Source organism: Planotetraspora kaengkrachanensis (assembly GCF_016862895.1).
Classification (GTDB): Bacteria; Actinomycetota; Actinomycetes; order Streptosporangiales; family Streptosporangiaceae; genus Planotetraspora; species Planotetraspora kaengkrachanensis.
Genome location: NZ_BONV01000002.1, coordinates 60,438 through 85,976, shown reverse-complemented (window position 1 = coordinate 85,976; position 25,539 = coordinate 60,438). Strand labels below are relative to the sequence as shown.

At 70.0% G+C, this 25,539-nt stretch carries 23 protein-coding genes; 11 read left to right on the top strand and 12 right to left on the bottom strand.

Annotated features, from left to right (window positions below):
- Nucleotides 1–74: 74 nt before the first annotated feature.
- The 3 genes from Pka01_RS03190 to Pka01_RS03180 all read right to left on the bottom strand — a co-directional run bounded on the left by Pka01_RS03190 (nucleotide 75) and on the right by Pka01_RS03180 (nucleotide 1,897).
- Nucleotides 75–587, bottom strand: coding sequence for a GNAT family N-acetyltransferase (locus tag Pka01_RS03190; RefSeq protein ID WP_203881033.1), 513 nt, complete (start codon nucleotides 585–587; stop codon nucleotides 75–77).
- Between the two features lie 53 nt (nucleotides 588–640).
- Nucleotides 641–1,195, bottom strand: a complete 555-nt coding sequence (locus tag Pka01_RS03185) for a cupin domain-containing protein (RefSeq protein ID WP_203881032.1) — start codon at nucleotides 1,193–1,195, stop codon at nucleotides 641–643.
- A gap of 66 nt (nucleotides 1,196–1,261) precedes the next feature.
- Nucleotides 1,262–1,897, bottom strand: coding sequence for a DsbA family oxidoreductase (locus tag Pka01_RS03180; RefSeq protein WP_203881031.1), 636 nt, complete (start codon nucleotides 1,895–1,897; stop codon nucleotides 1,262–1,264).
- A gap of 153 nt (nucleotides 1,898–2,050) precedes the next feature.
- Here Pka01_RS03180 and Pka01_RS03175 point away from each other — a divergent pair, with 153 nt between their 5' ends.
- The 4 genes from Pka01_RS03175 (at nucleotide 2,051) to Pka01_RS03160 (ending at nucleotide 4,206) form a co-directional block, all read left to right on the top strand.
- Entirely contained in the window at nucleotides 2,051–2,716 is a 666-nt protein-coding gene (locus tag Pka01_RS03175; protein WP_203881030.1) for a TetR/AcrR family transcriptional regulator, read from the top strand.
- Between the two features lie 14 nt (nucleotides 2,717–2,730).
- Nucleotides 2,731–3,537 (top strand): alpha/beta hydrolase, encoded by an 807-nt coding sequence (locus Pka01_RS03170; RefSeq protein ID WP_203881029.1) that lies wholly within the window; start codon nucleotides 2,731–2,733, stop codon nucleotides 3,535–3,537.
- Nucleotides 3,538–3,659: 122 nt separating this feature from the next.
- A complete protein-coding gene (locus Pka01_RS03165; RefSeq protein WP_203881028.1) occupies nucleotides 3,660–3,878 on the top strand; it encodes a hypothetical protein in 219 nt (72 codons plus the stop codon).
- A gap of 175 nt (nucleotides 3,879–4,053) precedes the next feature.
- A complete protein-coding gene (locus Pka01_RS03160; RefSeq protein ID WP_203881027.1) occupies nucleotides 4,054–4,206 on the top strand; it encodes a hypothetical protein in 153 nt (50 codons plus the stop codon).
- On the opposite strand, the gene Pka01_RS03155 is transcribed toward Pka01_RS03160, so the two are convergent.
- Both Pka01_RS03155 and Pka01_RS03150 read right to left on the bottom strand, forming a co-directional pair.
- Nucleotides 4,195–5,421, bottom strand: coding sequence for a sensor histidine kinase (locus Pka01_RS03155; RefSeq protein WP_203881026.1), 1,227 nt, complete (start codon nucleotides 5,419–5,421; stop codon nucleotides 4,195–4,197). The genes Pka01_RS03160 and Pka01_RS03155 overlap by 12 nt on opposite strands.
- A complete protein-coding gene (locus Pka01_RS03150) occupies nucleotides 5,418–6,068 on the bottom strand; it encodes a response regulator transcription factor (protein WP_203881025.1) in 651 nt (216 codons plus the stop codon). The genes Pka01_RS03155 and Pka01_RS03150 overlap by 4 nt, the downstream gene beginning before the upstream one ends.
- Before the next feature lie 124 nt (nucleotides 6,069–6,192).
- Between Pka01_RS03150 and Pka01_RS03145 the strand changes: the two genes are divergently transcribed.
- From Pka01_RS03145 to Pka01_RS03125, 5 genes are all read left to right on the top strand, one after another.
- Complete coding sequence (locus tag Pka01_RS03145) at nucleotides 6,193–6,726, top strand: hypothetical protein (RefSeq protein WP_203881024.1); 534 nt, start codon at nucleotides 6,193–6,195, stop codon at nucleotides 6,724–6,726.
- A gap of 202 nt (nucleotides 6,727–6,928) precedes the next feature.
- Entirely contained in the window at nucleotides 6,929–7,459 is a 531-nt protein-coding gene (locus Pka01_RS03140; RefSeq protein WP_203881023.1) for a hypothetical protein, read from the top strand.
- Nucleotides 7,456–8,535 (top strand): peptidoglycan-binding protein, encoded by a 1,080-nt coding sequence (locus tag Pka01_RS03135; protein ID WP_203881022.1) that lies wholly within the window; start codon nucleotides 7,456–7,458, stop codon nucleotides 8,533–8,535. The genes Pka01_RS03140 and Pka01_RS03135 overlap by 4 nt, the downstream gene beginning before the upstream one ends.
- On the top strand, nucleotides 8,532–9,224 hold the full coding sequence (locus tag Pka01_RS03130) for an ABC transporter ATP-binding protein (protein WP_203881021.1): 693 nt from the start codon (nucleotides 8,532–8,534) through the stop codon (nucleotides 9,222–9,224). The genes Pka01_RS03135 and Pka01_RS03130 overlap by 4 nt, the downstream gene beginning before the upstream one ends.
- Complete coding sequence (locus Pka01_RS03125; RefSeq protein ID WP_239114696.1) at nucleotides 9,221–10,441, top strand: ABC transporter permease; 1,221 nt, start codon at nucleotides 9,221–9,223, stop codon at nucleotides 10,439–10,441. The genes Pka01_RS03130 and Pka01_RS03125 overlap by 4 nt, the downstream gene beginning before the upstream one ends.
- A gap of 37 nt (nucleotides 10,442–10,478) precedes the next feature.
- On the opposite strand, the gene Pka01_RS03120 is transcribed toward Pka01_RS03125, so the two are convergent.
- From Pka01_RS03120 to Pka01_RS03090, 7 genes are all read right to left on the bottom strand, one after another.
- Nucleotides 10,479–10,988: a GNAT family N-acetyltransferase gene (locus Pka01_RS03120; RefSeq protein WP_239114695.1), complete on the bottom strand. Its 510-nt coding sequence runs from the start codon at nucleotides 10,986–10,988 to the stop codon at nucleotides 10,479–10,481.
- Nucleotides 10,989–11,109: 121 nt separating this feature from the next.
- The gene (locus Pka01_RS03115; RefSeq protein WP_203881020.1) at nucleotides 11,110–11,445 is read right to left on the bottom strand and encodes a hypothetical protein; all 336 of its coding nucleotides are present in this window, start codon (nucleotides 11,443–11,445) and stop codon (nucleotides 11,110–11,112) included.
- A 106-nt stretch (nucleotides 11,446–11,551) separates the two neighbouring features.
- Nucleotides 11,552–12,739, bottom strand: coding sequence for an ROK family transcriptional regulator (locus Pka01_RS03110; protein WP_203881019.1), 1,188 nt, complete (start codon nucleotides 12,737–12,739; stop codon nucleotides 11,552–11,554).
- A gap of 157 nt (nucleotides 12,740–12,896) precedes the next feature.
- Complete coding sequence (locus Pka01_RS03105) at nucleotides 12,897–13,988, bottom strand: substrate-binding domain-containing protein (protein ID WP_239114694.1); 1,092 nt, start codon at nucleotides 13,986–13,988, stop codon at nucleotides 12,897–12,899.
- 94 nt (nucleotides 13,989–14,082) lie between these two features.
- Nucleotides 14,083–15,381 (bottom strand): multiple monosaccharide ABC transporter permease, encoded by a 1,299-nt coding sequence (mmsB, locus tag Pka01_RS03100; RefSeq protein ID WP_203881017.1) that lies wholly within the window; start codon nucleotides 15,379–15,381, stop codon nucleotides 14,083–14,085.
- A complete protein-coding gene (mmsA, locus tag Pka01_RS03095) occupies nucleotides 15,378–16,925 on the bottom strand; it encodes a multiple monosaccharide ABC transporter ATP-binding protein (RefSeq protein ID WP_203881016.1) in 1,548 nt (515 codons plus the stop codon). The genes mmsB and mmsA overlap by 4 nt, the downstream gene beginning before the upstream one ends.
- Nucleotides 16,926–17,623: 698 nt before the next feature.
- Nucleotides 17,624–18,655, bottom strand: coding sequence for a LacI family DNA-binding transcriptional regulator (locus tag Pka01_RS03090; protein ID WP_239114693.1), 1,032 nt, complete (start codon nucleotides 18,653–18,655; stop codon nucleotides 17,624–17,626).
- A gap of 64 nt (nucleotides 18,656–18,719) precedes the next feature.
- Here Pka01_RS03090 and Pka01_RS03085 point away from each other — a divergent pair, with 64 nt between their 5' ends.
- Nucleotides 18,720–19,676, top strand: a complete 957-nt coding sequence (locus tag Pka01_RS03085; RefSeq protein WP_203881015.1) for an ROK family protein — start codon at nucleotides 18,720–18,722, stop codon at nucleotides 19,674–19,676.
- A gap of 195 nt (nucleotides 19,677–19,871) precedes the next feature.
- The gene (locus Pka01_RS03080; protein ID WP_203881014.1) at nucleotides 19,872–25,475 is read left to right on the top strand and encodes a GH92 family glycosyl hydrolase; all 5,604 of its coding nucleotides are present in this window, start codon (nucleotides 19,872–19,874) and stop codon (nucleotides 25,473–25,475) included.
- The last annotated feature ends 64 nt before the right edge of the window (nucleotides 25,476–25,539 follow it).

Genomic DNA, 25,539 nt, shown 5'->3' with positions numbered 1-25,539 from the left:
CACCTCGGAAGCGAGATGGCCGAGCGCGATTCCGCATCGCCGGGGGGCCGACGTCGAACGCCGGTTGTGCGTTCTCAGTTGGACGGGACGGGCGGAAGGCTTTTGAGCAGGTAGTGGGATTCCGCGGCCGTGGGGTCGGAGGGCAGGGTGCCGCGTACGCCGCTCGGGGTGAAGCCCCTGCTCTCATAGAGGGCGATCGCCGGCTCGTTCTCGTCCACGACCCACAACTCAGCCTCCTCGGCGCCCATTTCGCGCGCCAGCGCCAACGCCCCGTCGACGAGCCGTCCGCCGGCTCCACGCCCGCGGACCGCAGGATCGACCCACATCCCGACCAGGTGGGCGCGTCCGGGGTGTTCCTCGCCGCGCGGAATCACCCCGACGGTCCCGCAGTCCGACCCGTCCACGACCGCGACCAGCGTCACGACCACGCCGGCCAGCCGTTCCTCCCACTGCTCTGCGGGGAAGGCCGCCTCCTTCTCGTAGGAGGAGGCGAACGCCCGAGGCGACTCGGCAAGGGCCTTGAGCCGGATCGCGCGGTAACGTTCGCCTTCGCCCGGCGCGAGCCGCCGAATCTCTACTTCAGTCATGTCCGGAATCTTGCCATCTGAGCCTCAAGTCGATTCCGCGGTCCCCGTGCTGTTCAGTCGCCTGCCCGTGTAGGCGGCTGAGCCGGCGGTGTCAGTCCGTACCGCTCCACGACGTCGTCGAGCCAGTCGGGCCTGCCGTGGGTCAGGCCGTAACGCTTCGCGAGCTCGGCGAACTCCGGCGTCTCGCGGAGGTTGACCGCGGGCGTCGCCTCGACGGAGGCGAGCAGTTCGCCGAGCTCGCGGAAGTAGTTCTCGAAGCCGCCCGGCGTGATGATCTCGATGATGCGGCCGGGCGTCTTCCCCGCGTTCCACATGGCGTGCATCTGCCCGCGTGGTTTGGTGATGTAGCCGCCGGGCCCCAGGACGACCTCGTCGTCCCCGGACCGGAAGCCGATCTCGCCTTCGAGCACGATGGAGTGCTCGTCCTCACGCGTGTGGAGGTGCGGCGGGGTGATCGTGCCCACGGCGAACGGATGCTCCACGATGGCCACTTCGCCGCCGTTGTCGCGGCTGTAGAGCTTGAAGACCACCCCGAATCCCGGGATGGCGACCGTTTCCCCGCCGCCGGGCGGCACCACCTGCACGGCCGGTGCGCTGGGGACGTCCATGTTCCTGTCCTCCCTGGTGCTGGTACCGCACCGAGTATCACTTCACGACCGGGGTAGGCCCGCCGCCTACCCGCGTGACATCGCCTTGTCAGCGAGACGCCCGAACTCCGACTGCGGGAGCAGCCCCGAGATCAGCTCGCCCGCGATGAGCCAGCTCGGCGTCGCCTGCACGCCGAACCGGGCGCCCGCCGACTCGGCTTCGGCGAGGAGCGCCGACGCGGTGCCGTCGGCCAGCGCGGCACGGAGGGCGTCGAGATCGACGCCGACCTCGTTCGCGTGCCACTCGATCACGTCGATGTCGCCGAGGTCCTCGCCGAGCACGAAATGCGCGGCGAACAGCCCCCTGTTGAAGTCGCCTGACACGTCGGGACTGCGCAGGCGGACCCACTCCGCCGCGGCCAGCGCAGTCCGGGTGTCGGGCAGCCGGGCCGGCCAGTTCAACGGCAGGCCTGCATCGGCCGCCTCACGTTCGAGCCCTCGGTACATCGGCCCGACCCGCGGCCCCGCCTCGATGCCGCCCGGCGGGATTTCCGGATGGATCTGGAAGGGCAGGTGGACGATGTCCAGCCCGCGCCCTACAAGGATGTCGTTCCGCTGCTGACCCACGTAACAGAACGGGCAGATGAAGTCGAACCAGTGCAGGACGGGCAGGGGCGCCACCACGTCGGCGCCTCGGCCGTGCCTGCCGGCCTCGGTGTCCATTTCTCGATCCCCCGAAAGCGGCATTACGTTACAATATAGGAATGTAACGTAAGCTCCCATGTGCTCAAACCACTCGCCGGACTCCTGTTACGATCACTGGCTGTAATGAACCCGGTAGGCTGAGGTGACACGTCGTCATCCGCGAGGTGATCCATGGTCCGAGCACCACAACCGCAGAGCGGACAAGCCGGCGACGACGCGAAGGCCGAGGCCGACCGGGCACATCCTGGAGGACGGCCCCGGGACGCGGCCATCGACGAGGCCATCATCCTGGCCACCCGCGAGCGGCTGGTGAGCGACGGCTACTCGAGGATGACGATCGGTGACATCGTCGCCGACGCCGGGGTGACCCGGCCGACGCTCTACCGCCGCTGGAACAACAAGTTCGACCTGGTGGTCGACGCGCTCGACTACGGGTTCCGCAAGCAGCGCGACATGTACACCGTCGACCTGTCCGAGTTGGCGCCTCGCGACGCGCTCGTCGAGGCAGTCCGCCGCCTCGACCCCGCCTACTTCAACCCGGACGCCATGGTGCTGATGGGCAACTTCGCCGGCGAGGCGAACCGCACCCCGGAACTGCTGGAGATCCTGCGCAAGCACGCCGTCGAGCCGCGCGTCGCCATGGTCGAGGACGTGCTGAGGCGCTTGCAGGACCGCGGTGCGGTCGACGCCGGCATCGACACCCGCATCATCGCGATGATGTGCTTCGGCAGCTACTTCGCCTCGTTCTACGCCGGAGAGCCGAAGGCGGAGATCCCCGAACGTGTCGTGGCGGTGTTGTGGCCCGCCGTCGCCGCCGGCACGGGACGGTCCGGCTGAGACCGATGGCGCCCGTGACGACAGAGAGCGATCTCGTCTTCGCCGGCGTCGGCGGGATCGAGCTCGGGCTGGACCTGTACCGTGCATCGCACCCCGGCGCTCCAGTGGTGATGTACGTCCACGGCGGCGGCTGGCGGCATGGCGACAAGGCGGACGGGAGCGCCGAGCGGCTGGCGCCGATGGCCGCGTACGGCGTGACGGTGGCCTCGGTGAACTACCGGCTGACGCCGGGGGCGGTCTTCCCCGACCAGCTGCACGACCTCAAGGGTGCTGTGCGCTGGCTGCGTGCCCACGGTGCCGACCTGGGCCTGCGGACCGAGCGGATCGGTGTCTGGGGAGCGTCGGCCGGCGCCTATCTCGGCTCCCTGCTGGCCCTGACCCCGGGAGACGCCGAGCTCGAGGGGGCGGTAGGCGGCAACCTCGACCAGTCCAGCGAGGTGCAGGCAGTCGTCCATTGGTTCGGTCAGTCCGACCTGCTGGTCTCCGCTTCCCGCAGCGACCTCGAAGCCCGCGTCCTGCCCTTCGCGTTCGAGGCGGATCTGCTCGGCGTGTCCGGCGTCGTGGACGTCGCCGACCGCGCCCGCGAACTGAGCCTGCTGTCCCGCGTCTCACCTCAGGCGCCGCCGTTCCTCATCGCGCACGGCGACCGTGACCGGGTGATCCCGCCTTCTGAAGGCGAAGCCCTGCATCACGCGCTGAGCCGAGCCGGGGCGAACACCCGCTTCGACCTGCTGGGCGGCGCCGGCCACGAGGGAGCGGAGTTCGACCGCCCCGACTCGCTCGCGATGACGGCGGCATGGCTGCGCGCCGTGCTGTGCTGACGCCGCCGTCGGCCGCGCCGCCCGAGGGCCTGGGCAGGTGGGGGAGAGGTTGCGCAGGAAACCACCCTTTTAGAGTGGTTTCATCGCATAATCACTCGTTCATCGATCAGGAGCATCGCGACATGGATTCCACGAGCTCCCACTCAGGCGCGGAACCGGCGGACACCGCGACGAAGCAGATCATCCTTGATCTCCTCAAACGGGCCGCGGCCGCGCACGGCGTCTACGAGGCGGAAGTCCTCGGCGGACGGTACGACGAGGACTGGCCGCAATGGTACGCCGACCACATGGCTCGCACGCTCGCCGAGGGCGGCTACCGTATCGTCGGGCTCTCGGGTTGATCGTCCGCCGCACCCGTGTGGCGGACGACCCGACGCCGTGGCGTGGCGTCTTCTGACGATTTGGCCCTCGGCTCAGGGCGCGGCCGCACCGCTTCCGGCGGTGAGCACTCACAAAGGGATATGCCTGCGATGGATACGACCGACTTCGACCTCATCGTGCTGGGTCGGGCCGGACGTGGGCGATCTGCTCCACGCCGCCACCGTCGCCGTCGTCGCGGAGGTTCCGCTCGACCGGCTGTGGCACGCCGTTCCCTCGTATCCCACGGTCACTGAGATCTGGCTGCGCCTCCTCGAGGCGTACGGCCGGCCCGACGGTTCACCGCGGTGACCCGCCCGAGGGTGCCGGTCCCGGATCGCTCGCCTCGGCGGGTGCGGAGAGAACGTCTCGCGCACGCAGGGTGACGGTGACCGCGAGTCCGCCCTCGGCGTTCGGCGCCGCCGTCACCGTGCCGTCGTGCGCGTGCACGATGGACCTGACGATGGCGAGGCCCAGGCCGGTCGATCTGGAGCTCGCGGTGCGGTCGGACGTCAGCCGCTGGAACGGCTCGAACAGCCGGTCGACCTCGGCCGGGGGGACGGCGTCGCCGCTGTTGCGTACCGTGACGACAGCCTCCCCGTCGCGGCGGCCCGTGCCCACGTGGATCCAGCCGCCCGGATGGTTGTGCCGGATCGCGTTGTCCACCAGGTTGCGTACCAGGCGATCGAGCAGCACCGGATCGCCGACGACCGGGGCGGAGCGCAGGTCGCTGGTCATCGACAGGCCGGCGCTCTCGGCTTCCTCGTCCGCCTCGCTCAGCGCCGTGGCCGCCGCGATCGCCAAGTCGTGCGGCTTGTCAGCGATGACGCCGCTGTCGCTGCGGGCCAGTGCCAGCAGGCCGTCCAGCAGGCGTTCGGCCCGGCCGGTGGCGGTCAGCATGCGGTGTGCCATGGCCTCCCACTGTTCGTGCGTGCTCTCCCGCTTGGCCAGCAGCACCTCGGCGCCGGTACGGACGATCGCGAGCGGGGTGCGCAGCTCGTGCGAGGCGTCGGCGACGAACCTTCGCTGGCTGTTGAAGGAGGCCTCCAGCCTGGCCACCATCTCGTCGAAGGTGTCGGCCAGTTCCTTGAGCTCGTCGCGCGGCCCGGTGAGCGCGACGCGCTCGTCCAACCGGTCCTGGGAGATCCGCCGGGTGGCGGCGGTGAGCGTTCGCAGCGGCCGGAGCATACGGCCGGTGACGACCCAGGAGACACCAAGCCCCACCATCGCTGTGATCCCCAGCGCGATCGCCGAGGTTCCGGCGGTGTTGAGCAGCGTCTCGGCGCGTAACCGGGCGATCTCGGCATCATCGCGGTGCATTGCCATGACCTTCGGGTCGCCTGCGGGCTGATCGATGAAAGCCGCCTTCACCTCATCCGGGGTCGGGCCATGGATGTTCCTGTAGAGGCTCTGGTACAGCAGCGCGTAGTTGAGCCCGAGGAGCGCCGCGCAGGTCGCCACGAGCACGACCGAATACACGAGGGTCAGCCGCAGCCGGATCGACCGGTGCTTCCACCGCGGCCTCACAGCCGGTACCCCGCGCCGACGACGGTCTCGATCAGCGGCGGGTCGCCGAGCTTGCGGCGCATCCGGGCGAGGGTGACCCGGACGGTGGCGGTGAACGGATCCGCGTGCTCGTCCCATGCCCGTTCCAGCAGATCCTCGGCGCTGACCACGGCGCCGTCGGCGCCCATCAGGATCTCCAGCACGGCCAGCTCCTTCGTGGTCAGCGGGATGACGCGGCCGTCGCGGGTCACGACGCGTCGCGCGGTGTCGAAGGTCAGACCGGCGCGCCGCAGGACCCGCGGAGCGTTGTCGACCCGGCGGGCCAGCGCGCGGATCCGCAACACCAGCTCCTCGAAGACGAACGGCTTGGGCAGGTAGTCGTCGGCGCCGAGAACCAGGCCGGCGACCCGGTCCGCCGCCTCCCCGGCCGCAGTGAGCATGAGAATCCGCGCGCCGCCACCGTCCGCGGCCAGCGCGGAGCACACGTGGTCGCCGTGCAGGAGCGGCAGGTCGCGGTCGAGCACGACCACGTCATACCGGTTCGCGCCCGCCTTGTGCAGGCCGTCGACCCCGTCGGCCGCGAGGTCCACGGCGATGCCGTGGTCCCGCAGCCCGTCGGCGACCTGCTCGGCCAGCAGGACCTCGTCCTCGATCAGTAGCACTCGCACCCTGACATCCTCCCTGCTTCAGCAGTTTCGGCGGCCGGGCATTACACCGGCGTTACAAGCGCTGTGACGGAGCCGTTGCGGGCCCGCTGCTCCACTGGACCCACCGGACCGGAGGAGACCGCTGATGAGAAAGAGACTCCTGGCCGGCTGCCTGCTCCCACTTTTGCTGGTCATGGCGGCCGCCTGCTCGAAATCGGACGACGGCAAGGGCGTGGCCTCGGTGGACGGCACCGCCACCCCCAGCGTGACGCAGAGTGTCAGCCGACTGGATCAATTGATCAGGTACACGCACTGCATGCGGGAGCACGGCGTGCCGATGACGGACCCGGAGGTCGACGGCGACACCGTCAGACAAGGGCACGCCGACAAGGGGGCCGCCGGAGACAAACTGTTCCCGGCGGAGGACGCGTGCAAGCAGTACCGCCCTCCCCAGGAGGTCGGCCCCGTGATGGATCTGAAGAAAGAGCTGGCGCTCAAGGAGTCGCGGTGCATGCGGGAGCACGGGGTGGAGAACTTCCCCGACCCGGGGCCCGACGGCACCCGGGTCCCCTCGGAGGTCGGGGCCGACCCGGACTTCATGGACGCGAGGGAGACGTGCCGCGCGCAGACGGTTGCGGAGTTCGCGTCGCGCGCGCCGAGCCCTGGAGCCACACGGTGACGACGACCCGGCAGACGATGCCGGACACCGACGCCCGAGGCCAACGCGGTGCACACATGGTCGCAGTGGAAGAGCGGCAGATCTCGGTCGAGCACGACCACGTCGTCGGCAATGGGGCATTACACCGGCGTTACAGGCGCTGTGACGGTGCCGTTGCTGGCCCGCTGCTCCACTGGACCCATCGGACCGGAGGAGATCGGTGATGAGAAAGAGATTCCTGGCCGGCTGCCTGTTACCACTTTTGCTGGTCATGGCGGCCGCCTGCTCGAAATCGGACGATGGCAGGGGCGTGGCCTCGGTGGACGGCTCCGCCGCACCGAGCGCGACGCCGAGCCTCAGCGAGCTGGAGCAAGGAATCAGGTACGCGCGGTGCATGCGGGAGCACGGCGTACCGATGTCCGACCCGCAGGTCGTCAACGGCGACGTCCGGATGGGGGGCGGGTTCAACAAGGACTCGCTGGACCCGGACGTGGGGGCCAGGGCGCAGGAGGCGTGCAAGCAGTACGAGCCGGTCGTGTCCGCCGGCCTGGCCGCGGTGAAGGCGGAGTTGGCCCGCGAGGAGTCGCGGTGCATGCGGGAGCACGGGGTGGAGGACTTCCCCGACCCTGACGCCGAAGCCCATGTCGACGTCTCCGAGCAGGTCCGCAAGGATCCGCAGTACGACCAGGCGAAGGCCTTCTGCAGGGAGTACATCCGGTCGTACCGCCCGAGCGCGGAAGCGACGCCGAGATGACCAGCCGATCTGGAGCGCGCCGGCGTGGCCGCGCCGGCGCGGTGGTGGGTACGGTCGTGCTCGCTGCGGGGGCGGCGACCGTGGCCGCGGTCGGGTTCGGCGGCGATGGCACGGACACGCCGACCGCGGCGGACCTGCCGCCGGGCACCGCTCAGGTCACTCGGCAGACGATGTCGGACACCGATGAGGTGCCAGGGGATCTCGGCTACAGCGCCGAGACCACGCTGGCCGGTCGGATCGCGGGTGTCGTCACCAAGGTGCCGCTGGCGGGTGACGTCGTCCCCCGGGGCCGGCCGATCTACCGGGTGGACAACCGACCGGTGGTGCTGATGTACGGCGCCGTGGCCGCGTACCGGACGCTCGCCCCGGGGGTCACCGGCGCGGACGTACGGCAGCTTGAAGAGAACCTGAAGGCCCTCGGCTACGGCGGGTTCACGGTGGACCGGACGTACACGGCGCTCACCGCGGCCGCGGTGAGGCGCTGGCAGAAGGATCGGGGCCTGCCGCGGACCGGTCAGGTCGAGCAGGGGCGCGTGCTGTTCGCGCCGGGCGCGATCCGGGTCGACAGTGTCACGGCCGGGGTGAACCAGTCCACCGGAGGCGGGCAGGAGGTGTTGCGGTACACCGGGACCGGCCGCCAGATCACAGTCCAACTGGAGGTGGGCAAGCAACGGCTGGCCCGCAAAGGCGTGAAGGTGCAGGTCCAGATGCCCGACGGTAAGAAGGTGGCCGGCCGGGTGAAACGGGTCTACACGGTGGTCGAGCAGCCGACCGACCCGGGCAGCCAGGCCGAGACCAGAATCGAGGCCATCGTCTCCCTGGACGACCCCGCCGCGGCCACGGGGATCGAGGCGGCCGTGGTCAACGTGGTCTTCACCGCGGCCGAGCGCAAGGACGTGCTCACCGTGCCCGTCGCGGCGCTGGTGGCGCTGGCCGAGGGCGGCTACGGCGTCGAGGTCGTCGAGGGATCCACCACGCGCTACATCAAGGTGGAGACCGGCCTGTTCGCGAACGGCCGGGTCGAGATCACCGGCGACGGGCTGAACGAGGGCATGACCGTGGGGACGCCGCAATGATCGAACTGACCGACGTGACGAAGGTGTACCCCGGTGACGTGCGCGCGCTCGCCGGCGTCACCCTGACCATCGGCGCCGGCGAACTGGTCGCGGTGGTCGGCCCGTCCGGGTCGGGCAAATCCACCATGCTGCACATGCTGGGGACGCTCGACCGGCCCACCTCCGGCCGGGTGACAGTCGACGGCCACGACGTGTCGCGGTTGTCCGACCGGCAGCTGTCGGCACTGCGCGCGAGCCGGATCGGCTTCGTGTTCCAGCAGTTCCACCTGGCCACCGGCCTACCGGCGCTGGACAACGTGGCCGACGGCCTGCTCTACGCCGGGGTCGGACTGAGCGAGCGGCGGCGGCGGGCCGAGGCGACACTGGAGCGGGTCGGACTCGGGCACCGGCTCGACCACGAGCCGCACGAGCTGTCCGGCGGCGAGAAGCAGCGGGTCGCGATCGCCCGGGCGGTGATCGGCGGTCCCGCGCTGCTGCTCGCCGACGAGCCGACCGGCAACCTCGACTCCACCTCGGGCGAGGGCGTCATCTCCGTGCTGCGGGAGCTCAACGCCGCCGGTACCACGGTGGTAGTCATCACCCATGACCGGGAGGTCGCAGTGGAGCTCGACCGGCAGGTGCTCATGCGTGACGGCCGGGTGGTCGGCGACAGCGTGATCACGCCGCAGGTGGCCGGGGTGACCCAATGATGACCGCGCACCAGGGCCCGCCCCGGCTCTCGCCCGCCCGCATGGCCCCGCGTGACGTGGTCCGGGTCGGCGCGGCGGGCCTGCGCACCCGGCCGACCCGGGCGCTGCTCTCCGCGCTTGGCATCGCGATCGGCATCGCCGCGATGGTCGCGGTCGTGGGCATCTCGTCCTCCTCTCGCGCGGAGCTGGACCGTCAGCTCGCCGCGTTCGGCACGAACCTGCTCACCGTCTCCCCCGGACAGACCATCGGGGGCCAGGACGCGCAGTTGCCCGCCGAGGCCGAGGCGATGATCGCGCGGATCGGCCCGGTCACCGCCGTCTCGGCGATCGGGGCGATCCACAACGCCAAGGTGTATCGCTCGGACAGGATCCCCAAGGTGGAGACCAACGGGCTGTCCGTGCTGGCGGCCCGGGTGAGCCTGCCGCAGACCGTCGGCGCGACCCTGCGCAGCGGCGCCTGGTTGAACGGTGTCACCGGCCGGTACCCGGTTGCGGTGCTAGGCGCGTCGGCGGCGAAGAGGCTCGGCATCGGCCGGCCCAGCCTGCAAGCGGAGATCCTGGTCGGCGGCGAACGGTTCACCGTGATCGGCGTGCTCGACGAGGCCGCACTCGCGCCCGAGTTGGACTCGGCCGTCCTGATCGGCTGGAAGATCGCCGCCGATGCGTTCCGCTTCGACGGGCGGGCGACGACCGTCTACACCCGGTCGCAGGACAGTCAGGTCGAGGCCGTACGCGCAGTCTCGGCCGCCACCGCCAACCCGGAGTCACCTGGCGATGTCCAGGTGTCCCGTCCCTCGGACGTCCTGGCCGCGCGCCGAGCCGCCGATGCCACCCTGAACGGCTTGCTGCTCGGACTGGGCGCGGTAGCGCTGCTGGTGGGCGGCATCGGAGTGGCCAACACGATGGTGATCTCGGTCTTGGAGCGCCGGGCCGAGATCGGGCTACGCCGTTCGCTCGGCGCCACCCGAGGGCAGATTCGGGTGCAGTTCCTCGCGGAGTCTCTGCTGCTGTCGATGCTCGGTGGGGTGGGCGGGGTACTGCTGGGCATCGCCGTCACCACCGGATACGCCGCCCACCAGAGCTGGCCGTCAGTCGTGCCGGTGTGGGCGACGGCAGGTGCCCTCGGTGCCACCGTGTTCATCGGCGGCGTCGCCGGGCTCTACCCGGCGATCCGCGCAGCCCGGCTGTCCCCGACCGAAGCACTGGCGACGCCGTGACAAGGCCTCGGCGCCGTCCGACGCGGAACGGGCGCCGTCAGCCGAGGACCAGCGCGTACTCCACCTGGTCGATCGGGTTGCCGTCACCGAAGTCGTGGCCGCGGACCGCGCCTGACTCCGTGAAGCCGCTCTTGGCGTAGAAGCGGCGCGACTGAGGCGTGTCACGCAGCGTCCACAGATGGACCCGCCTGACGCCGCTCGCGCGCATCATGTCCAGCGACGCGGCCATCAGGACGCCTGCGATCCCGCTGCCCCAGCCGTCCGGGTGCCCGTAGAAGCCGAAGATCTCCGCGGACCCCGGCCGGGCCGGCGAGGAGCCGAAGTAGGAGAAGGCCAGCGGCCGGTCGCCCCGCGCGGCCAGTACGGCGGTCGCCTCGCCCCGGGCGAGTACGTCGTGCCACTTGCCGCGGCGCTGTCTCACCGCCTCCGCGAAGAACTCGGGGGAGAAGAAGCCCGCGTAGGCGGCCTTCCACGACTCCGCGTGGATCTCGCCCACCACATCTCCGTCGCCAGGCTGAGCAGGGAACACGGTGAAGTCTGCGGTCACGAGATCACACTAACGGGCGACGGACCTTTCTGCCAATAATTCGTACTTGCATCTAAATCGCGATAAGTTCGCCGTCCGGTTTCCACTCAACGGCCTCTCGGTCACCACACACCGGGCGCCTTCAGCACCACGTCACGTGAATGGAGGGCTTCGTCCGGATCCGGATCGGCTCCTGGCTCTCGTCCGCGAACCACAGGACGAGCCCTTCCGCGTCCGCTCCGCGGTCGATCGACAACCGCCCCAGCCTCCGCAGATTCCCCAGCATCGCGACCTCCTCGCCGTCGACGAACAGGCTGACGAATGCCTCGCCCGCAAAGGGGTCGATCGAGAAGAGGACCTCTGTCGCCCCACGCCTGAGGCGGAAGGAATGCAGACCGACGGGCCAATCGAGATCCTCATACTGAGTCGGCTCGTCTTCGAAGAGCCAGATCAGATCGGCAAGATCGGGAATCTCCATGCCCGAAATGTACCGGTACCGGTCGAGTGTGGCAGATCCCGCGAGACAGCAAACGCTCTGACCTGCGGTCTGCGGCGGGGGACGAAAGGAAGCGCGCCGTCGCACCTCAGCCGGCGGCGACGAGGGGGTCTTCCAGCAGCCGCTCGAAGGCGAGCTCGGCGGCGCCCATCAGGGGAGCGTCGTCGCCGAGCAGCGGGGTGCGCAGCCGGACGTGTTCCCTGCCGGGCAGCGCCATGCTGCTCAGCCGGCTGTGCACCTGGGCGGAGCCCGCGAGGTACAGCTCGCGGAGCGTGCCGCCGAACACCACGACGTTCGGATTGAAGATGTTCACCAGGTTGACCACGCCGAACCCGAGCCAGTCCGCGACGTGCCGGATGGCGGCGCCGGCCTCCTGGTCGCCGCGTCCCGCCGCATCGATGACGGCGATGACGGCGTCGCGCCCGGTGGCGTCGGCCTGCCCGGCTCGCTGGAGCAGCGCCTGCTCCCCGATCTCCGTCTCCCAGCAGCCCCGGGAACCGCAGCCGCAGGCGCGGCCGTGCGGGTTGACGACCATGTGGCCGGCCTCTCCGCCGTGGCCGCCGTGCCCGGTCACCGGACGGCCTCCGGCGATGATGCCGCTGCCGATGCCCACGTCGCCGTGGAGGTAGATGACGTCGTCGAAGGGCGCCGCCGAGCCGCGGGCGTGCTCGCCGAGGGCGCCGACGTCGGCCGCGTTCGCGATGGCGATGGCGTGGTCGTGGCCGAGCTCGGTACCGAGGGCCTCGCCGACCGGGTCGGCCACCCGGCCGACGGGCGAGCCGATCCGCACCGTGCCGTCCGCGCCGCGCACGGTGCCGGTGACGGAGACTCCGCCGCCGACGCAGGAGGAGCCGGCGGGTACGGCCCGCCGCATGTCGCGCACGAGATCGGTCAGCGGGCCGATGGTGTCGAGGATCTGCATCCCACGCGGGCGGTCCGCGGCACGGCTGTCCAGGACCTTCCCGCCGAGGCCCACCCGCGCGGCCCGCAGGCGGTCGACCTCGATGCTCAGCGCGTACGCGTAGACCCGGGACGTCCGGGGCCGCACGACCAGGGACGGCCGGCCGGCCCGGCCGGTCTTACGGGGGGTCTCCTCACTGATGAGCCCGGCGGCGGCCAGGTCGGCGGTGAGGGCGCCGATGGTGCTGCGGTTGAGCCCGAGCCGGTCGGTCAGCTCGGCCCGGGAGGTGGCGCCGTGGATGTGCACGTACCTGAGCAGCGCGCCCAGGTTCCGGCGGCGGACCTCCTCCTGGCTCGGGGCGGCGATCGTCGGCATCGTGGACGCACCGAGCTCTCGCCGTGCCTGAGGCGCCCTTGATGAAATCGCGGCCACGGGAAGGTCCCCTGTTCCGATCGGGCGGCAACTCGCCTGACAAACGAACGTGGGTCCCCGTTTCCGGGGACCCACGGTTCCTACCTGACTGCGGTTGCCACTACTTGGTGAGCGGGGCCAGGTTGGGGTCGTTGGCGTACGCCTCGACGACGTTGTCCTTGGTCACGATCATCGGGGGCAGCAGGAAGGACGGGACGACCTTCACGCCGTTGTTGTACGACTTGGTGTCGTTGACCTCGGGGGTCTTGCCGGCCTGCAGGTCCTTGACCATCTGGATGGTCTGCGCGACCAGGTTGCGGGTGTCCTTGTTGATCGTCGAGTACTGCTCGCCGGCGACGATCGACTTGACCGACTCGACCTCGGAGTCCTGGCCGGTCACGATGGGCAGCGGCTTGCCGGCGCCCTTGACCGAGGTGATGATGGCGCGGGCCAGCGTGTCGTTCGGGGAGAGCACGCCGTCCAGGGTCTTGTCACCGTTGTAGGTGGAGGTCAGCAGCGAGTCCATCCGACGCTGGGCGTTCTCGGCCTTCCAGCCGTCGGTGGCCGTCTGCTTGATGTCGGTCTGGCCGGAGCCGACCACGACGTCACCCGAGTCGATCTTCGGCTTCAGAACGCTCATCGCGCCGTCGAAGAAGACCGCCGAGTTGTTGTCGTCCTGCGAGCCGGAGAACAGCTCGACGGTGTACGGGCCGGTCGGCTTCTTCTTCGCCATGCCGTCGAGCAGGGCCTGGCCCTGGAGCTCGCCGACCTTGAAGTTGTCGTACGCGACGTAGTAGTCGACACCCTGGGTGTTCTTGATGAGCCGGTCGTAGGCGATGACCGTCGCGCCGGCCTGCTTGGCGGCCTCGACCTGGGTGCTCAGCTGAGCGGCGTCGGTCGCACCGATGACGATCACCTTGGCGCCCTTGGTGACCATGGCCGAGATCTGCGCCTGCTGGTCGGCGACGGTGGTGGAGGAGCCCGCGTACTGGACGTCCGCCTGGAAGCCGGCCTCCTTCAGGCCGTTGGTGAACAGGTCACCGGCCAGGACCCAGTTCTCCGAGGTCTTCGCCGGGAGGGCGACACCGATCAGAGAGTTGGCGGGGAAGCCCTTGGCGGCCTCGGTCGAGCCGGAGGTGGCGGTGGCGTCGCCGCCCTCACGCTCGGACGAGCAAGCGGCAAGCGACAGCAGCGCGATTGCGCCGGCCGCCACACCCCGGACGAGGATATTGCGCATTATGAGGTGCCCTTCTTCGAAATAGGACGAGACGGAGTCTTTCCGCCCGCCCGCTGAACGGTTGGCCGGGTCAGCCGGCCACCGGACTCTTGCCGTGTTCCTGGCCCGCCTCCACGGGGGACGCGGGGCTGGGAGCCGCGTCCCTTCGGAACGGGCGCATCAGTGAATCGATGACGGAGAAGCGTCCCTGCTTCTTGTTGTAGGCGTCGAGCGCGACGGCCAGCAGCAGGACCACACCCTTGATGATCTGCACGCGGTCGGAGCCCACGCCCATCAACTGCAGGCCGTTGTTGAGCACGGCCATGACGAGACCACCGACGATCGACCCGCTGATCGTGCCGAGGCCGCCGGAGACGGCCGCGCCGCCGACGAAGACGGCGGCGATCGCGTCCAGCTCCCAGCCGATGCCGTCCTGCGGCCCGGAGGCGGCCGAACGGGCGACGAAGATCATGCCGGCCAGCGCCGCCAGGACCGACATGTTCATCATCACCAGGAAGTTGACCCGCTTGAGCTTGACGCCGGACAGCTCGGCGGCCCTGGCGTTGCCGCCGACCGCGTAGATGTGGCGGCCGCCCGCCGTGTTGCGGGTGACGAACGCGTAGATCACGACCAGGACGCCGAGGATGATTCCGGAGATCGGGAAGCTGGTCCCGACCCGGCCGCCGGCGAACTGCAGGGTCGCGAAGACGATCACGACGATCGGGATGACGACCCGGATCGCGGAGATCCACATCGGGGCGACGTCGGCCTGCATCTCCTGCCGGGTCCGGCGGCCCCGCCACTCGCGGATCACGACGGCCACGCAGAGCACCAGGCCGAGCAGGAGGGTGAGGTTGTTGTAGCCGGTGTTCGGGCCGACCTCAGGCAGGAAGCCTGCGCCGATGTTCCTGAACCCCTCGGGCACGGGGATGGTGTCGGCGTTGCCGATGTACTGGTTGCCGCCGCGGAACAGCATCATGCCGGCCAGGGTGACGATGAACGCGGGCACGCCGACGTACGCCACCCAGAAGCCCTGCCAGGCGCCGATGAGGGCGCCCACTCCAAGGCCGATGATGATGGCCAGGAACCACGGTATGGAGTAGTCCTGCATGATGTTCGCGACCACGATGCCGACGAAAGCGGCGACCGAGCCGACGGACAGGTCGATGTGGCCGGCGACGATGACCATCAGCATGCCGATGGCCAGGATCAGGATGTAGGAGTACTGGCTGACCAGCGAGATGAGGTTGCCGGGGCTCAGGGTCAGGCCGTCGGTCAGGATCTCGAACAGCAGGACGATCGCGACCAGCGTGAAGATCATCCCGAACTGCCGGGCGTTGGAGGTGGTTCCTCCGAACAGGGACTTCTGGAGTTCTTTCACGCGGCTCATGATCGTTGTGCCTTCTTCACTGAGGTCATCTGCTTCATCAGGAGTTCGGGGTCGGCGTCCTTCCTGAGGATGTCGCCGGTGATGGTCCCCTCGAACACCGTGTAGATCCGGTCACACAGGCCGATCAGCTCGGGCAGCTCCGAGGAGATGACGATGACGCCCTTCCCCTGGTCGGCCAGCCGCTGGATGATGCCGTAGATCTCGTACTTGGCGCCGACGTCGATGCCGCGGGTCGGCTCGTCGAGGATCAGCAGGTCGGGGTCGGTGAACATCCACTTGGCCAGCACGACCTTCTGCTGGTTGCCGCCCGAGAGCTTGGTGACCCCCTCGTCGACGGTGGGGGCCTTGACGCGCAGGCTCTTCCGGTAGCTTTCGGCCGCCTGGTACTCCCGCACCTGGTCGACCACGCCGTGGTTGGAGATCTTGGACAGCTTGGCCGACACCATGGAGGTCTTGATGTCGTCGAGCAGGTTCAGGCCGATCGCCTTGCGGTCCTCGCTGACGTACGCCAGGCCGTGATCGATGGCGTCCGACACGGACTTCAACACGATCTCCTTGCCGTCCTTGAAGATCTGCCCGGAGACGTAGGTGCCGTACGAGCGGCCGAACAGGCTCATCGCCAGCTCGGTACGCCCGGCGCCCATCAGGCCGGCGAACCCGACGATCTCGCCGCGGCGCACGGTGAAGCTGGAGTGCTTGGCCACCAGGCGCTCGGCCGAGATCGGGTGCCGCACCGTCCAGTCGCGCACCTCGAAGAAGACCTCGCCGATGTTGGGCGTGTGGTCGGGGAACCGGCTGTGCAGCTCCCGGCCGACCATGCCCCGCACGATGCGGTCCTCGTCGACACCGTCCGCCTTGATGTCGAGGGTCTCGATCGTCCGTCCGTCCCGGAGGATGGTGATGGAGTCGGCGACCTGCGCGATCTCGTTGAGCTTGTGCGAGATGATGATCGAGGTGATCCCCTGCCGCTTGAAGCCGCGCAGCAGTTCGAGCAGGTGCTGGGAGTCGGCCTCGTTCAGGGCGGCGGTGGGCTCGTCGAGGATGAGCAGCTTCACGTCCTTGGCGAACGCCTTCGCGATCTCCACGAGCTGCTGCTTGCCCACGCCGATGTCCTTGATCAGCGTGTCCGGGTCCTCTTCCAGGCCGACCTGGGCCATCAGCTCGATGGCACGGCGGTTGGCGATCTTCCAGTCGATCACGCCGCCGCGGCCCGGCTCGTTGCCGAGGAAGATGTTCTCGGTGATGGACATGCCGGGCACCAGAGCGAGTTCCTGGTGGATGATCACGATGCCCGCGTGCTCGCTGGCCCGGATGTCGGAGAACCGGCTCTCCGTGCCCCGGTAGAGGATCTCGCCGGAGTAGGTGCCGTACGGGTAGACCCCGCTGAGCACCTTCATCAGGGTGGACTTGCCGGCGCCGTTCTCCCCGGCGATCGCGTGGATCTCGCCGGACCGCACCACCAGGTTGACGTCGGACAGGGCCTTGACCCCGGGGAACTCCTTGGTGATCGAACGCATCTCCAGCAGGACGGGTGCGTCGCTCATGGCCGGCTCACCCCGTTCCGGGCCTGCGCCGCGTACGGCTGCGGGACGGCGGGATCGCCGTCCCTGGGCCGCCGGAGGGATCCGCGCGCGTCCGGCTGCAGGGGGCCGCGCCACGTCTCCTCTGACATTGTTGCCTCCGGGGTCGTCGTCTGTTCAGGCGACTTTCTTGTGCTGCCTGAACGATTTCGAAGACGAAGGGGGTCACTGGAACCCCACTCGCTTATTTCTCGGACAGTTCGCCTGATCTGGGGATGATCGACTTGTGTCGGTCCCGCAGTCGCATGCGGCCGCAGGCCGCGACGGACTGCCGGCGATGCACGGCCGCCTCGTCATGGGCGGGGGGTGACGACGGCCGCCGAAAGCGATCGTACTGGGGGATTTCACCCAGATGCCGACCGGTGGGCGTATCCGTGCTTGCGGTGAGTTCCTGACGGGACATGTCGCCGGGGGAGGAGAGGTCGGCAATCATATCGATCTTGGTTCCCTCCTATCGGGCGTGACATCGTTGTCAGGCAGGCAGCGGGTAGAGACTCCACCCGCGTTACGGGCGTGTCAACTCGGCCCGTTCCAATGTGGCCATTTCGTGACGCGCCCCCGTCTTTCTGGGCTTCTCACCTCGTGCGATCCGCCGGCCCGGTCACGGCATGGGCCGGTGCGGCCCGTGCCGTACGGCGGGCGGATCGGGGTCGCGGAGACGATCAGGGCGCGTGGCCGGCCCGCCGCGGCGCGGCGCCCCGCGCGATCAGTTCGGTGGGGAGCACCACCGTGCGCGGCCAGGACCGGTCCCCTCCGATGCGGCGGAACAACAACTCGGTTGCGGTTCTGGCCAGCTCGCGGGCGTCGTAGGCGATGACCGTCAGCGGATGCGGCACCAGCCGGGCCACGTCGAAGTCGTCGAACCCGAGCACCGCGGCGTCGCTGCCGCGCCGGTGCAACTCCTCGATCACCCCGAGGGTGATCCGGTTGTTCAGGCTGAAGAACGCGGTCGGGGGATCGGGCCGGTCGAGCATCTCCGACACGACCCGGGCGGCCTCCGCCGGATCGCGGACGCCGTCGCGGACCAGCCGGGTGTCGTACGGCACGCCCGCCGGGGCCAGCGCGTCCTGTGCGCCGTCGAGCCGTTCGCGCATCGTGTAGACGCTGAGCGAGTCGAGCAGGACGCCGATCCTGCGATGGCCCGCCTCGACCAGCCTGCGCACCCCGGCCCGCGCGCCCCCGCGGTTGTCGAGCAGCACCGTGTCGGCGAGCAGTCCGCCGGCCGGCCGGTCGAGGAAGACCATGGGGGTGCCGAGCTCCACCTCGGCGCGCAGAAACGAGTGATCGTCGCCGGCGGGCACCACGAGCAGCCCGTCGACGCGGCGGGCGCACATGTCCCGCAGCAGCTGCCGCTCGCGCGCCGGATCCTCCTCGGAGCTGGCGATGATGAGCATCGTGTCGTGCTGCCGGGCGACCTCGGCCGCCGCTCCCGCGATCATGGCGTAGAAGGGGTTGGCTATCTCCTCGATCAGCAGCCCGATCGTGGCGGTCGCCTGCCCGGAGCGCAGCGAGCTGGCGGAGGGGTTGCGGCGGAAGCCGAGCTCGGCCACGGCGGCGAGAACCCGTTCGACCAGTTCGGGCTGGACGTGCGGCACGTTGTTCACGACCCGCGAAACGGTCTTCAGGCTGACACCGGCCCGGGTCGCCACATCCACCATCGTGGGCCGCTTCGTACGTCCGACGTCGCTAGCCATGCGACGAACCATACCGGCAGACCGACCGCTATTGTGACAACGTTGTCCGAGCAATAGGAGTAGCATGTCCGACTTCGCCCTCGCCGTCGACATCGGCGGAACCAAGGTCGCGGCCGCCCTGGTCGCCGCCGATGGGACCGTCGCCGAACGCCGGGTGGTGCCGACCGCCGGTTCTCCGGACCCCGAGGAGGTCTGGCGGCCGGTGGCCGGACTCGTCGCCGACCTGCGGGCCGCGGCCGGCGCGGGGCGGGTGGCCGGAGTCGGTGTGGGCTCGGCCGGCCCGATCCACCTGCCTGAGGGCTCGATCAGCCCGGTCAACATCCCGGCCTGGCGCCGTTTCCCGCTCCTGGAGCGTCTCGCCGAACTGGTTCCCGGGGTGCCGGTCCGCCTGGCCGGTGACGGCAGTTGCGCCGCGGTGGGGGAGCACTGGCGCGGCGCCGGACAGGGCGTGGACGACCTGCTGGCCATCGTCGTGTCCACCGGCGTCGGCGGCGGCCTGATCCAGGCCGGCCGTCTGGTGGCGGGCCCGACCGGCAACGCCGGGCACATCGGCCACATGGTCGTCGACCACGACGGCGTCCCCTGCCCGTGCGGAGGTCGCGGCTGCGTCGAGGCGATGAGCAGCGGCCCGAGCATGGTCACGTGGGCGCTGAAGTCCGGGTGGCAGGCACCCGTGCCCGCGCCGACCGGGGTGGACCTCGCGGACGCGGCCCGAGCCGGAGACCCGCACGCCAACGAGGCGTTCCAGCGCTCCGGCCGTTCCCTCGCGGCGGGCATCGTCTCCACCGCCGCCATCTGCGACCTGTCCCGGGTGGTGATCGGCGGTGGTGTCGCGGCCGCCCACGACCTGCTCTTCCCGCCCCTGCGTGCGGCCATCGCCGAACACGGCCGCCTGGCCTTCCTGCGGCAGCTGACGGTGGCGACGGCGAGCCTCGGCAACGCCGCCGGCCTGGTCGGCGCCGCCGCGTTGGTGCTGGCCCCGGAGGCGTACGCCGGTCGCGGCGTCGCCTCGCTCACCTGACCCGCCGAGCCCGGGAACCGAACGGGCTGTTTCCGCGAGGTTAAGGGATCGCTCTTGACAACGTTGTCTAAGAGGGATCAGGCTAGCCGCGATCTCCAGCCGGGTGCGCTTGGCGAGCGCTGACCACGGCGACCAGGGTCTTCATCCCCGACATTCGACGCTCTCGACCCCCATCGAGTCGAAAGGCCCCCGTACATGCCCCATTCCCCCATCGCCCGCCTGCTGTCCCTCCGGCGGATAGCGGCGGCCACCGCGCTGTCGCTGCCGGTGTGGATGCTCGTCGGCGGGCCCGCCGCGAGCGCCGCGGCGACTCCCGGCGACTTCAGCTCCTCGTTCGAGGCGGCCGACCCGCAACCCGCGGCGAGCACCGTCGAGACCGCGAACGGCAAGCCCGTCCAGGTGAACCTGAGCGGCTCCAACCCCGGACTGCCGGGAAGCGTGCTCGCCCAGGTCGGCGCGGTGACCGCGAGCGCGGAGAACCCGCCCGGCGAGGTCGCCGCGAACCTCAAGGACGACGACTCGTCGACCAAGTGGCTGGCGTTCAGCCGTACCGGCTGGGTCACCTACCGGATGAACCAGCCCGTCGTGGTGAAGAAGTACGCGCTGACCTCCGCGAACGACGCGCCGGGCCGCGACCCCAGGGACTTCGCCGTCCAGGGGTCGAACGACGGCAGCGAGTGGACCGACCTGGACAGCCGGACGGGGGTGAGCTTCAGCGGGCGGTTCGCCACCAACACCTACAGCTTCACCAACACGACCGCCTACACCTACTACCGGCTGAACGTCACCGCGAACTCCGGTGACTCGATCATCCAGCTCGCCGACTGGAACATCAGCGACGGCTCCGACGTCGTGCGGCCGGCCACCCCGATGGTCAGCGTCGCCGGTCCCGGTCCCGTCGACGGCGCCAACATGAAGCCCGGTGCCGGATTCACCGGAGTGACCGCCGTGCGGTACGCGGGCTACGCCCAGGCCGGCGGTCGCGCGTACGCGACCAACAAGCTGTACGACGTCAACATCCCGGTCGGACCGAAGACCCGGCTGTCCTACAAGGTCTTCCCCGAGTTCACCGCCGACGACCCGCGTTACCCGTCCACCTACGTGGCCGTCGACCTGCACTTCACCGACGGCAGCTACCTGAGCGGCCGTTCCCCCCTCGACCAGCACGGCTACCCGCTCACGGCCTCTGGGCAGGGCGCGGCGAAGGTGCTGTTGACCGACGAGTGGAACGCGGTGCAGTCCGAGATCGGTGCCGTCGCGAACGGCAAGACGATCGACCGCATCCTGCTCGCCTACGACGACCCCCAGGCGACGGACTCGACCCGCTTCCAGGGCTGGCTCGACGACATCGCCGTGACCGGCGTTCCCGCGCCGATCGACGGCTCCCGCCTGACCAACTACGTCGACACCCGGCGCGGCACCAACGCGACGGGCGGGTTCTCCCGCGGCAACAACCTGCCGCTCGCGGCGGTGCCCAACGGCTTCAACTTCTTCACGCCGGTCACCAACGCCGCGTCCAACAACTGGGAGTACGACTACCAGCGGGCCAACAACGCGGCCAACCTGCCCATGCTGCAGGGACTGGAGATCTCGCACGAGCCCAGCCCGTGGATGGGTGACCGCAACCAGATGTCGGTCATGCCCGTGCTCGCGGGCGGTCCGCTCACCGGCCAGCCCGCCGGTCGCGCGGTCGCCTTCAGCCACAACGACGAGATCGCACGGCCGGACTTCTACTCGGTCACGCTGCAGAACGGCCTGAACGCGCAGATGTCGCCCACCGACCACGGTGGCATCATGCAGTTCACCTTCCCGTCCGGGCAGGCCACCGGAAGCCTCGTCTTCTACAACGGCACGTTCACCATCGGCTCGGACGGCACGTTCACCGGCTGGGTCGACAACGGAAGCGGCCTGTCTGCCGGGCGCAGCCGGATGTTCGTGTCGGGCACCTTCGACCGGGCGCCGACGGCGACCTCCGCCACGTCCGCGACCTTCGACCTCTCCGCGACGCGGGGGGTGACGCTGCGCATCGCGACGTCGTTCATCTCGGTCGACCAGGCGCACAGGAACCTCGACTTCGAGGTCACCGGCAAGAGCTTCGACCAGATCCACGCCGCCGCCACCGCCGCCTGGCAGGACCGCCTCGGCCGGATCGAGGTCCGGGGCGCGAACGAGACGCAGCAGGTGACGCTGTACTCGAACCTGTACCGGCTGAACCTCTATCCGAACTCGCAGTCGGAGAACACCGGCACCGCCGCCAAGCCGCACTGGCAGTACGCCAGCCCGGTCTCGGCGCCGACCGGCACGTCGACCGCGACGCAGACCGGCGCGAAGATCGTCGACGGGCAGATCTACGTCAACAACGGGTTCTGGGACACCTACCGCACGGTGTGGCCCGCGTACTCGCTGCTGTACCCGGACGTCGCGGCCAAGATCGCCGACGGGTTCGTCCAGCAGTACCGTGACGGCGGCTGGGTCGCCCGCTGGTCGTCCCCCGGCTACGCCGACCTGATGACAGGCACCAGCGCGAACGTCGCACTGGCCGAGGCCTACCTCAACGGCGTCAAGCTGCCCGACCCCCTCGCCGCGTACGACTCCGCGGTCAAGGACGCGACCGTGGCCTCCGGGCGCAGCGAGGTCGGCCGCAAGGGCATCGAGACGTCGCTGTTCCTGGGCTACACGCCGACCTCCACCGGCGAGTCGGTGTCGTGGGCGCTCGAAGGCTTCATCAACGACTACGGCATCGGCAACATGGGCGCGGCCCTGGCCAAGGACCCGGCGACGCCGAAGTCGGAGCGCGCCAGGCTCAAGGAGGAGTCGGAGTACTTCCTCGAGCGGGCTCGCAACTACGTCAACCTCTTCGACACCAAGACGAAGTTCTTCCGCGGCCGTGACGCCGCCGGCAACTTCCTGACCGGCGACCCGCTCGACTGGGGCGGCGTCTACACCGAGACCAACGGCTGGAACTTCGCGTTCACCGCGCAGCAGGACGGCCAGGGCCTGGCCAACCTGTTCGGCGGGCAGAAGGCCCTGCGGGACAAGCTCGACCAGTTCTTCGCCACCCCGGAGAACGCCGACCGTTTCGGCGGGTACGGCACCCTCATCCACGAGATGCTCGAAGCGCGTGCGGTGCGTCTGGGCCAGCTCGGCATGAGCAACCAGCCCTCGCACCACATCCCGTACATGTACGACTACGCCGGGGCTCCGTCGAAGACGCAGGCCATCGTGCGGGAGATCCTCCAGCGCCTCTACGTCGGCGGCGAGATCGGCCAGGGCTACCTGGGCGACGAGGACAACGGCGAGATGTCGTCGTGGTACGTCCTCAGCTCGCTCGGCATCTACCCGCTGCAGGCCGGCTCGTCCAACTGGGCCATCGGCTCGCCGCAGTTCACCCAGATGACCGTTCACCGCAAGACCGGCGACATCGTGGTCAACGCGCCGGACAACAGCACGAAGAACGTCTACGTGCAGGGCGTGAAGGTCAACGGCAGGACGCAGCACTCGGTGTCCATCGACTCGTCCGAGCTCGCCCACGGCGGCAGGATCGACTTCCAGATGGGCTCCAAGCCGTCGTCCTGGGGCACCGGCAAGCACGACGCCCCGCCGTCGCTGACCAAGGGCGACGAGGCGCCCAAGCCGTTCCAGGACACCACCGGCCCGGGTCTCGGCACCGCGACCGCGACCGGCGGGCAGGACGCGTCGAAGCTGTTCGACGACACGTCGACCACGCAGATGACCTTCACCTCCGGCACGCCGCAGGTGAACTGGACCTACCGCGGAGGCAGGCAGAAGCCGACGTACTACACCCTCACCTCGGGGGCGAACGCGGGCGACCCGGCCGACTGGCGTCTGCAGGGTTCCAAGAACGGGATCACCTGGACCACCGTCGACTCCCGTAAGGGAGAGGTCTTCCCGTGGCGGAACCAGACCCGGTCCTTCAAGATCGACCACCCGGGGCGGTTCACCCAGTTCCGCCTGGTCGTGACCAAGTCCGTCGGCGCCGCGCAGACGAACCTGTCCGAGATCGAGTTGCTCTCCGGCGGCGACGTCCAACTCACCGGCGACGACATCGTGGTGACCGGCGTGAGCGGCGTCCAGGCGCGGTCCGGCGCCGCGGTGTCGGCGCCGCTGGCCACCGTCACCGGTGGCGACGCGAGCGGCTACCAGGCCACGATCGACTGGGGCGACGGCACGCCGGCCACCCCGGGCACCGTGACCCTGAGCTCGCGGGGCGTCTACAGCGTCGGCGGCTCGCACACCTACGCCACGCCGGGTTACTACCAGGCCGGCGTCACGGTGACCGACGGCGACGGGCAGGGCTCGGACACGGCAGGGGTCGAGGTGGCCTACGCGCCGGCCTCCGGCCTGACCGCGGCCTTCGACACCGTGTGCATCGGCGACCAGGGTGTCGTCGCGGCCAACTGCGACGCCAAGTCGTGGGCGTACTCCCGTGCCGCTCTCGCGGAGGCGGGCGTGACCCAGGGCGAGCGGCACGACGTGCCCGGCACGGCGCTGCACTTCACGCTGCCGGAGATCCCGGCGGGTCAGGCGGACGACGCGACCGGCAACGGCAAGACGATCGTGCTGGACCTGCCGGACGACGCGAAGAGCATCTCGTTCATCGGCGCGGGCACTCAGGGCAACCAGAGCACCACCGCCATCGCGACGTTCAGCGACGGCAGCACCGCCTCCCTCCCGATCCAGATGAGCGACTGGACGCTGGGCGGCAACGCGAACGGCACCCCGTCGTACGGCAACATCGTCGTCGCCAAGGCGGCGTACCGGCTGTACGGCACGAGCAGGGACAGCGCGCAGCCGTTCCTGTTCGCCACCGCGCCGTACCAGGTCCCGGCGGGCAAGAAGCTGGTCTCCGTGACCCTGCCGGCGCAGACCGGCGACCCGGGGTCGGCGGGCAGGATCCACGTGTTCGCCGTCGCCGACGACGGCACGCCGGCTCCCGTGCTGGAGACCACCGCGCCCCAGGCCCAGAAGGCCACCGCGGGGCAGGTCTTCACCGCGGATCTCGGTACGGTCGCCGGCGGCGTCACCGGCTCGGAGGGCTACCACGCACGCGTCCAGTGGGGCGACGGCACGGTTCCCGACGACGCGGCAGTGGACGCGTCCGGCAAGATCGGCGCACGGCACACCTACGCGCAGGAGGGCACCTACACGGTGCACGTCACCACGTGGGACACGCGGTCCAGCAGGACCGAGTCGTTCACCGTGACCGTGGCGCGGTCCGGACGTCAGCCGTCGATCGCGGTGACGCCCTCGGCCCTCGCCGGTGACCCGATCACCGTCGACGGCAGCGGGTTCGCCGCCGGCGAGCAGGTGACCGTGAAGCTCGGCACCAGCCCGGTGCGGAGCCTGACGGTCGCGGCCTCCGCCACGGGAGCGGTGCACGCGTCGGTCGAGGCGTCCGGTGACGCCGAGCCCGGCCTGTACGCCGTCACCGCCGCCGGGGCGTCCTCGCAGACGCCGGCGACGGCGACCGTGCAGGTGACCGAGGAGCCCGTGGCACCGGTGTACCGGCCGGAGGCGCTCGCCTCCGCGACCTCCGGGCCTCGCGGTACGGCGATCGTGATCGACGCCAACGGGTTCGCCCCGGGTGAGGCGATCACGATCACCTTCGGTGACGGCCTGTCCGCCACCACCGTCCACGCGAACGGGGACGGCATCGTCACCGGACAGACCGTCAGCGTTCCGGGTACGGCCAAGCCGGGTTCGACCGGCATCACGCTGGCCGGCTCCGGTTCGGCGGCCCGGGTGGAGTTGCCCTTCACGGTCACCGGCTCGAACTGATCAACCGAAGCCGCCGGTGAGCGGGGCGCGTGATCACGGCCCCGCTCACCGGCGGCGTCCCTCC

What these genes read in the sequence shown, in the direction of transcription:
- Pka01_RS03165 (WP_203881028.1), top strand. Translation starts at nt 3,660, where the DNA reads ATGGATTCCACGAGCTCCCACTCAGGCGCGGAACCGGCGGACACCGCG.
- mmsB (WP_203881017.1), bottom strand. Translation starts at nt 15,381, where the DNA reads ATGAGCCGCGTGAAAGAACTCCAGAAGTCCCTGTTCGGAGGAACCACC.
- mmsA (WP_203881016.1), bottom strand. Translation starts at nt 16,925, where the DNA reads ATGAGCGACGCACCCGTCCTGCTGGAGATGCGTTCGATCACCAAGGAG.
- Pka01_RS03080 (WP_203881014.1), top strand. Translation starts at nt 19,872, where the DNA reads ATGCCCCATTCCCCCATCGCCCGCCTGCTGTCCCTCCGGCGGATAGCG.
- Pka01_RS03190 (WP_203881033.1), bottom strand. Translation starts at nt 587, where the DNA reads ATGACTGAAGTAGAGATTCGGCGGCTCGCGCCGGGCGAAGGCGAACGT.
- Pka01_RS03185 (WP_203881032.1), bottom strand. Translation starts at nt 1,195, where the DNA reads ATGGACGTCCCCAGCGCACCGGCCGTGCAGGTGGTGCCGCCCGGCGGC.
- Pka01_RS03145 (WP_203881024.1), top strand. Translation starts at nt 6,193, where the DNA reads ATGAGAAAGAGACTCCTGGCCGGCTGCCTGCTCCCACTTTTGCTGGTC.
- Pka01_RS03175 (WP_203881030.1), top strand. Translation starts at nt 2,051, where the DNA reads ATGGTCCGAGCACCACAACCGCAGAGCGGACAAGCCGGCGACGACGCG.
- Pka01_RS03140 (WP_203881023.1), top strand. Translation starts at nt 6,929, where the DNA reads ATGAGAAAGAGATTCCTGGCCGGCTGCCTGTTACCACTTTTGCTGGTC.
- Pka01_RS03115 (WP_203881020.1), bottom strand. Translation starts at nt 11,445, where the DNA reads ATGGAGATTCCCGATCTTGCCGATCTGATCTGGCTCTTCGAAGACGAG.
- Pka01_RS03180 (WP_203881031.1), bottom strand. Translation starts at nt 1,897, where the DNA reads ATGGACACCGAGGCCGGCAGGCACGGCCGAGGCGCCGACGTGGTGGCG.
- Pka01_RS03130 (WP_203881021.1), top strand. Translation starts at nt 8,532, where the DNA reads ATGATCGAACTGACCGACGTGACGAAGGTGTACCCCGGTGACGTGCGC.
- Pka01_RS03135 (WP_203881022.1), top strand. Translation starts at nt 7,456, where the DNA reads ATGACCAGCCGATCTGGAGCGCGCCGGCGTGGCCGCGCCGGCGCGGTG.
- Pka01_RS03110 (WP_203881019.1), bottom strand. Translation starts at nt 12,739, where the DNA reads ATGCCGACGATCGCCGCCCCGAGCCAGGAGGAGGTCCGCCGCCGGAAC.
- Pka01_RS03090 (WP_239114693.1), bottom strand. Translation starts at nt 18,655, where the DNA reads ATGGCTAGCGACGTCGGACGTACGAAGCGGCCCACGATGGTGGATGTG.
- Pka01_RS03085 (WP_203881015.1), top strand. Translation starts at nt 18,720, where the DNA reads ATGTCCGACTTCGCCCTCGCCGTCGACATCGGCGGAACCAAGGTCGCG.
- Pka01_RS03125 (WP_239114696.1), top strand. Translation starts at nt 9,221, where the DNA reads ATGATGACCGCGCACCAGGGCCCGCCCCGGCTCTCGCCCGCCCGCATG.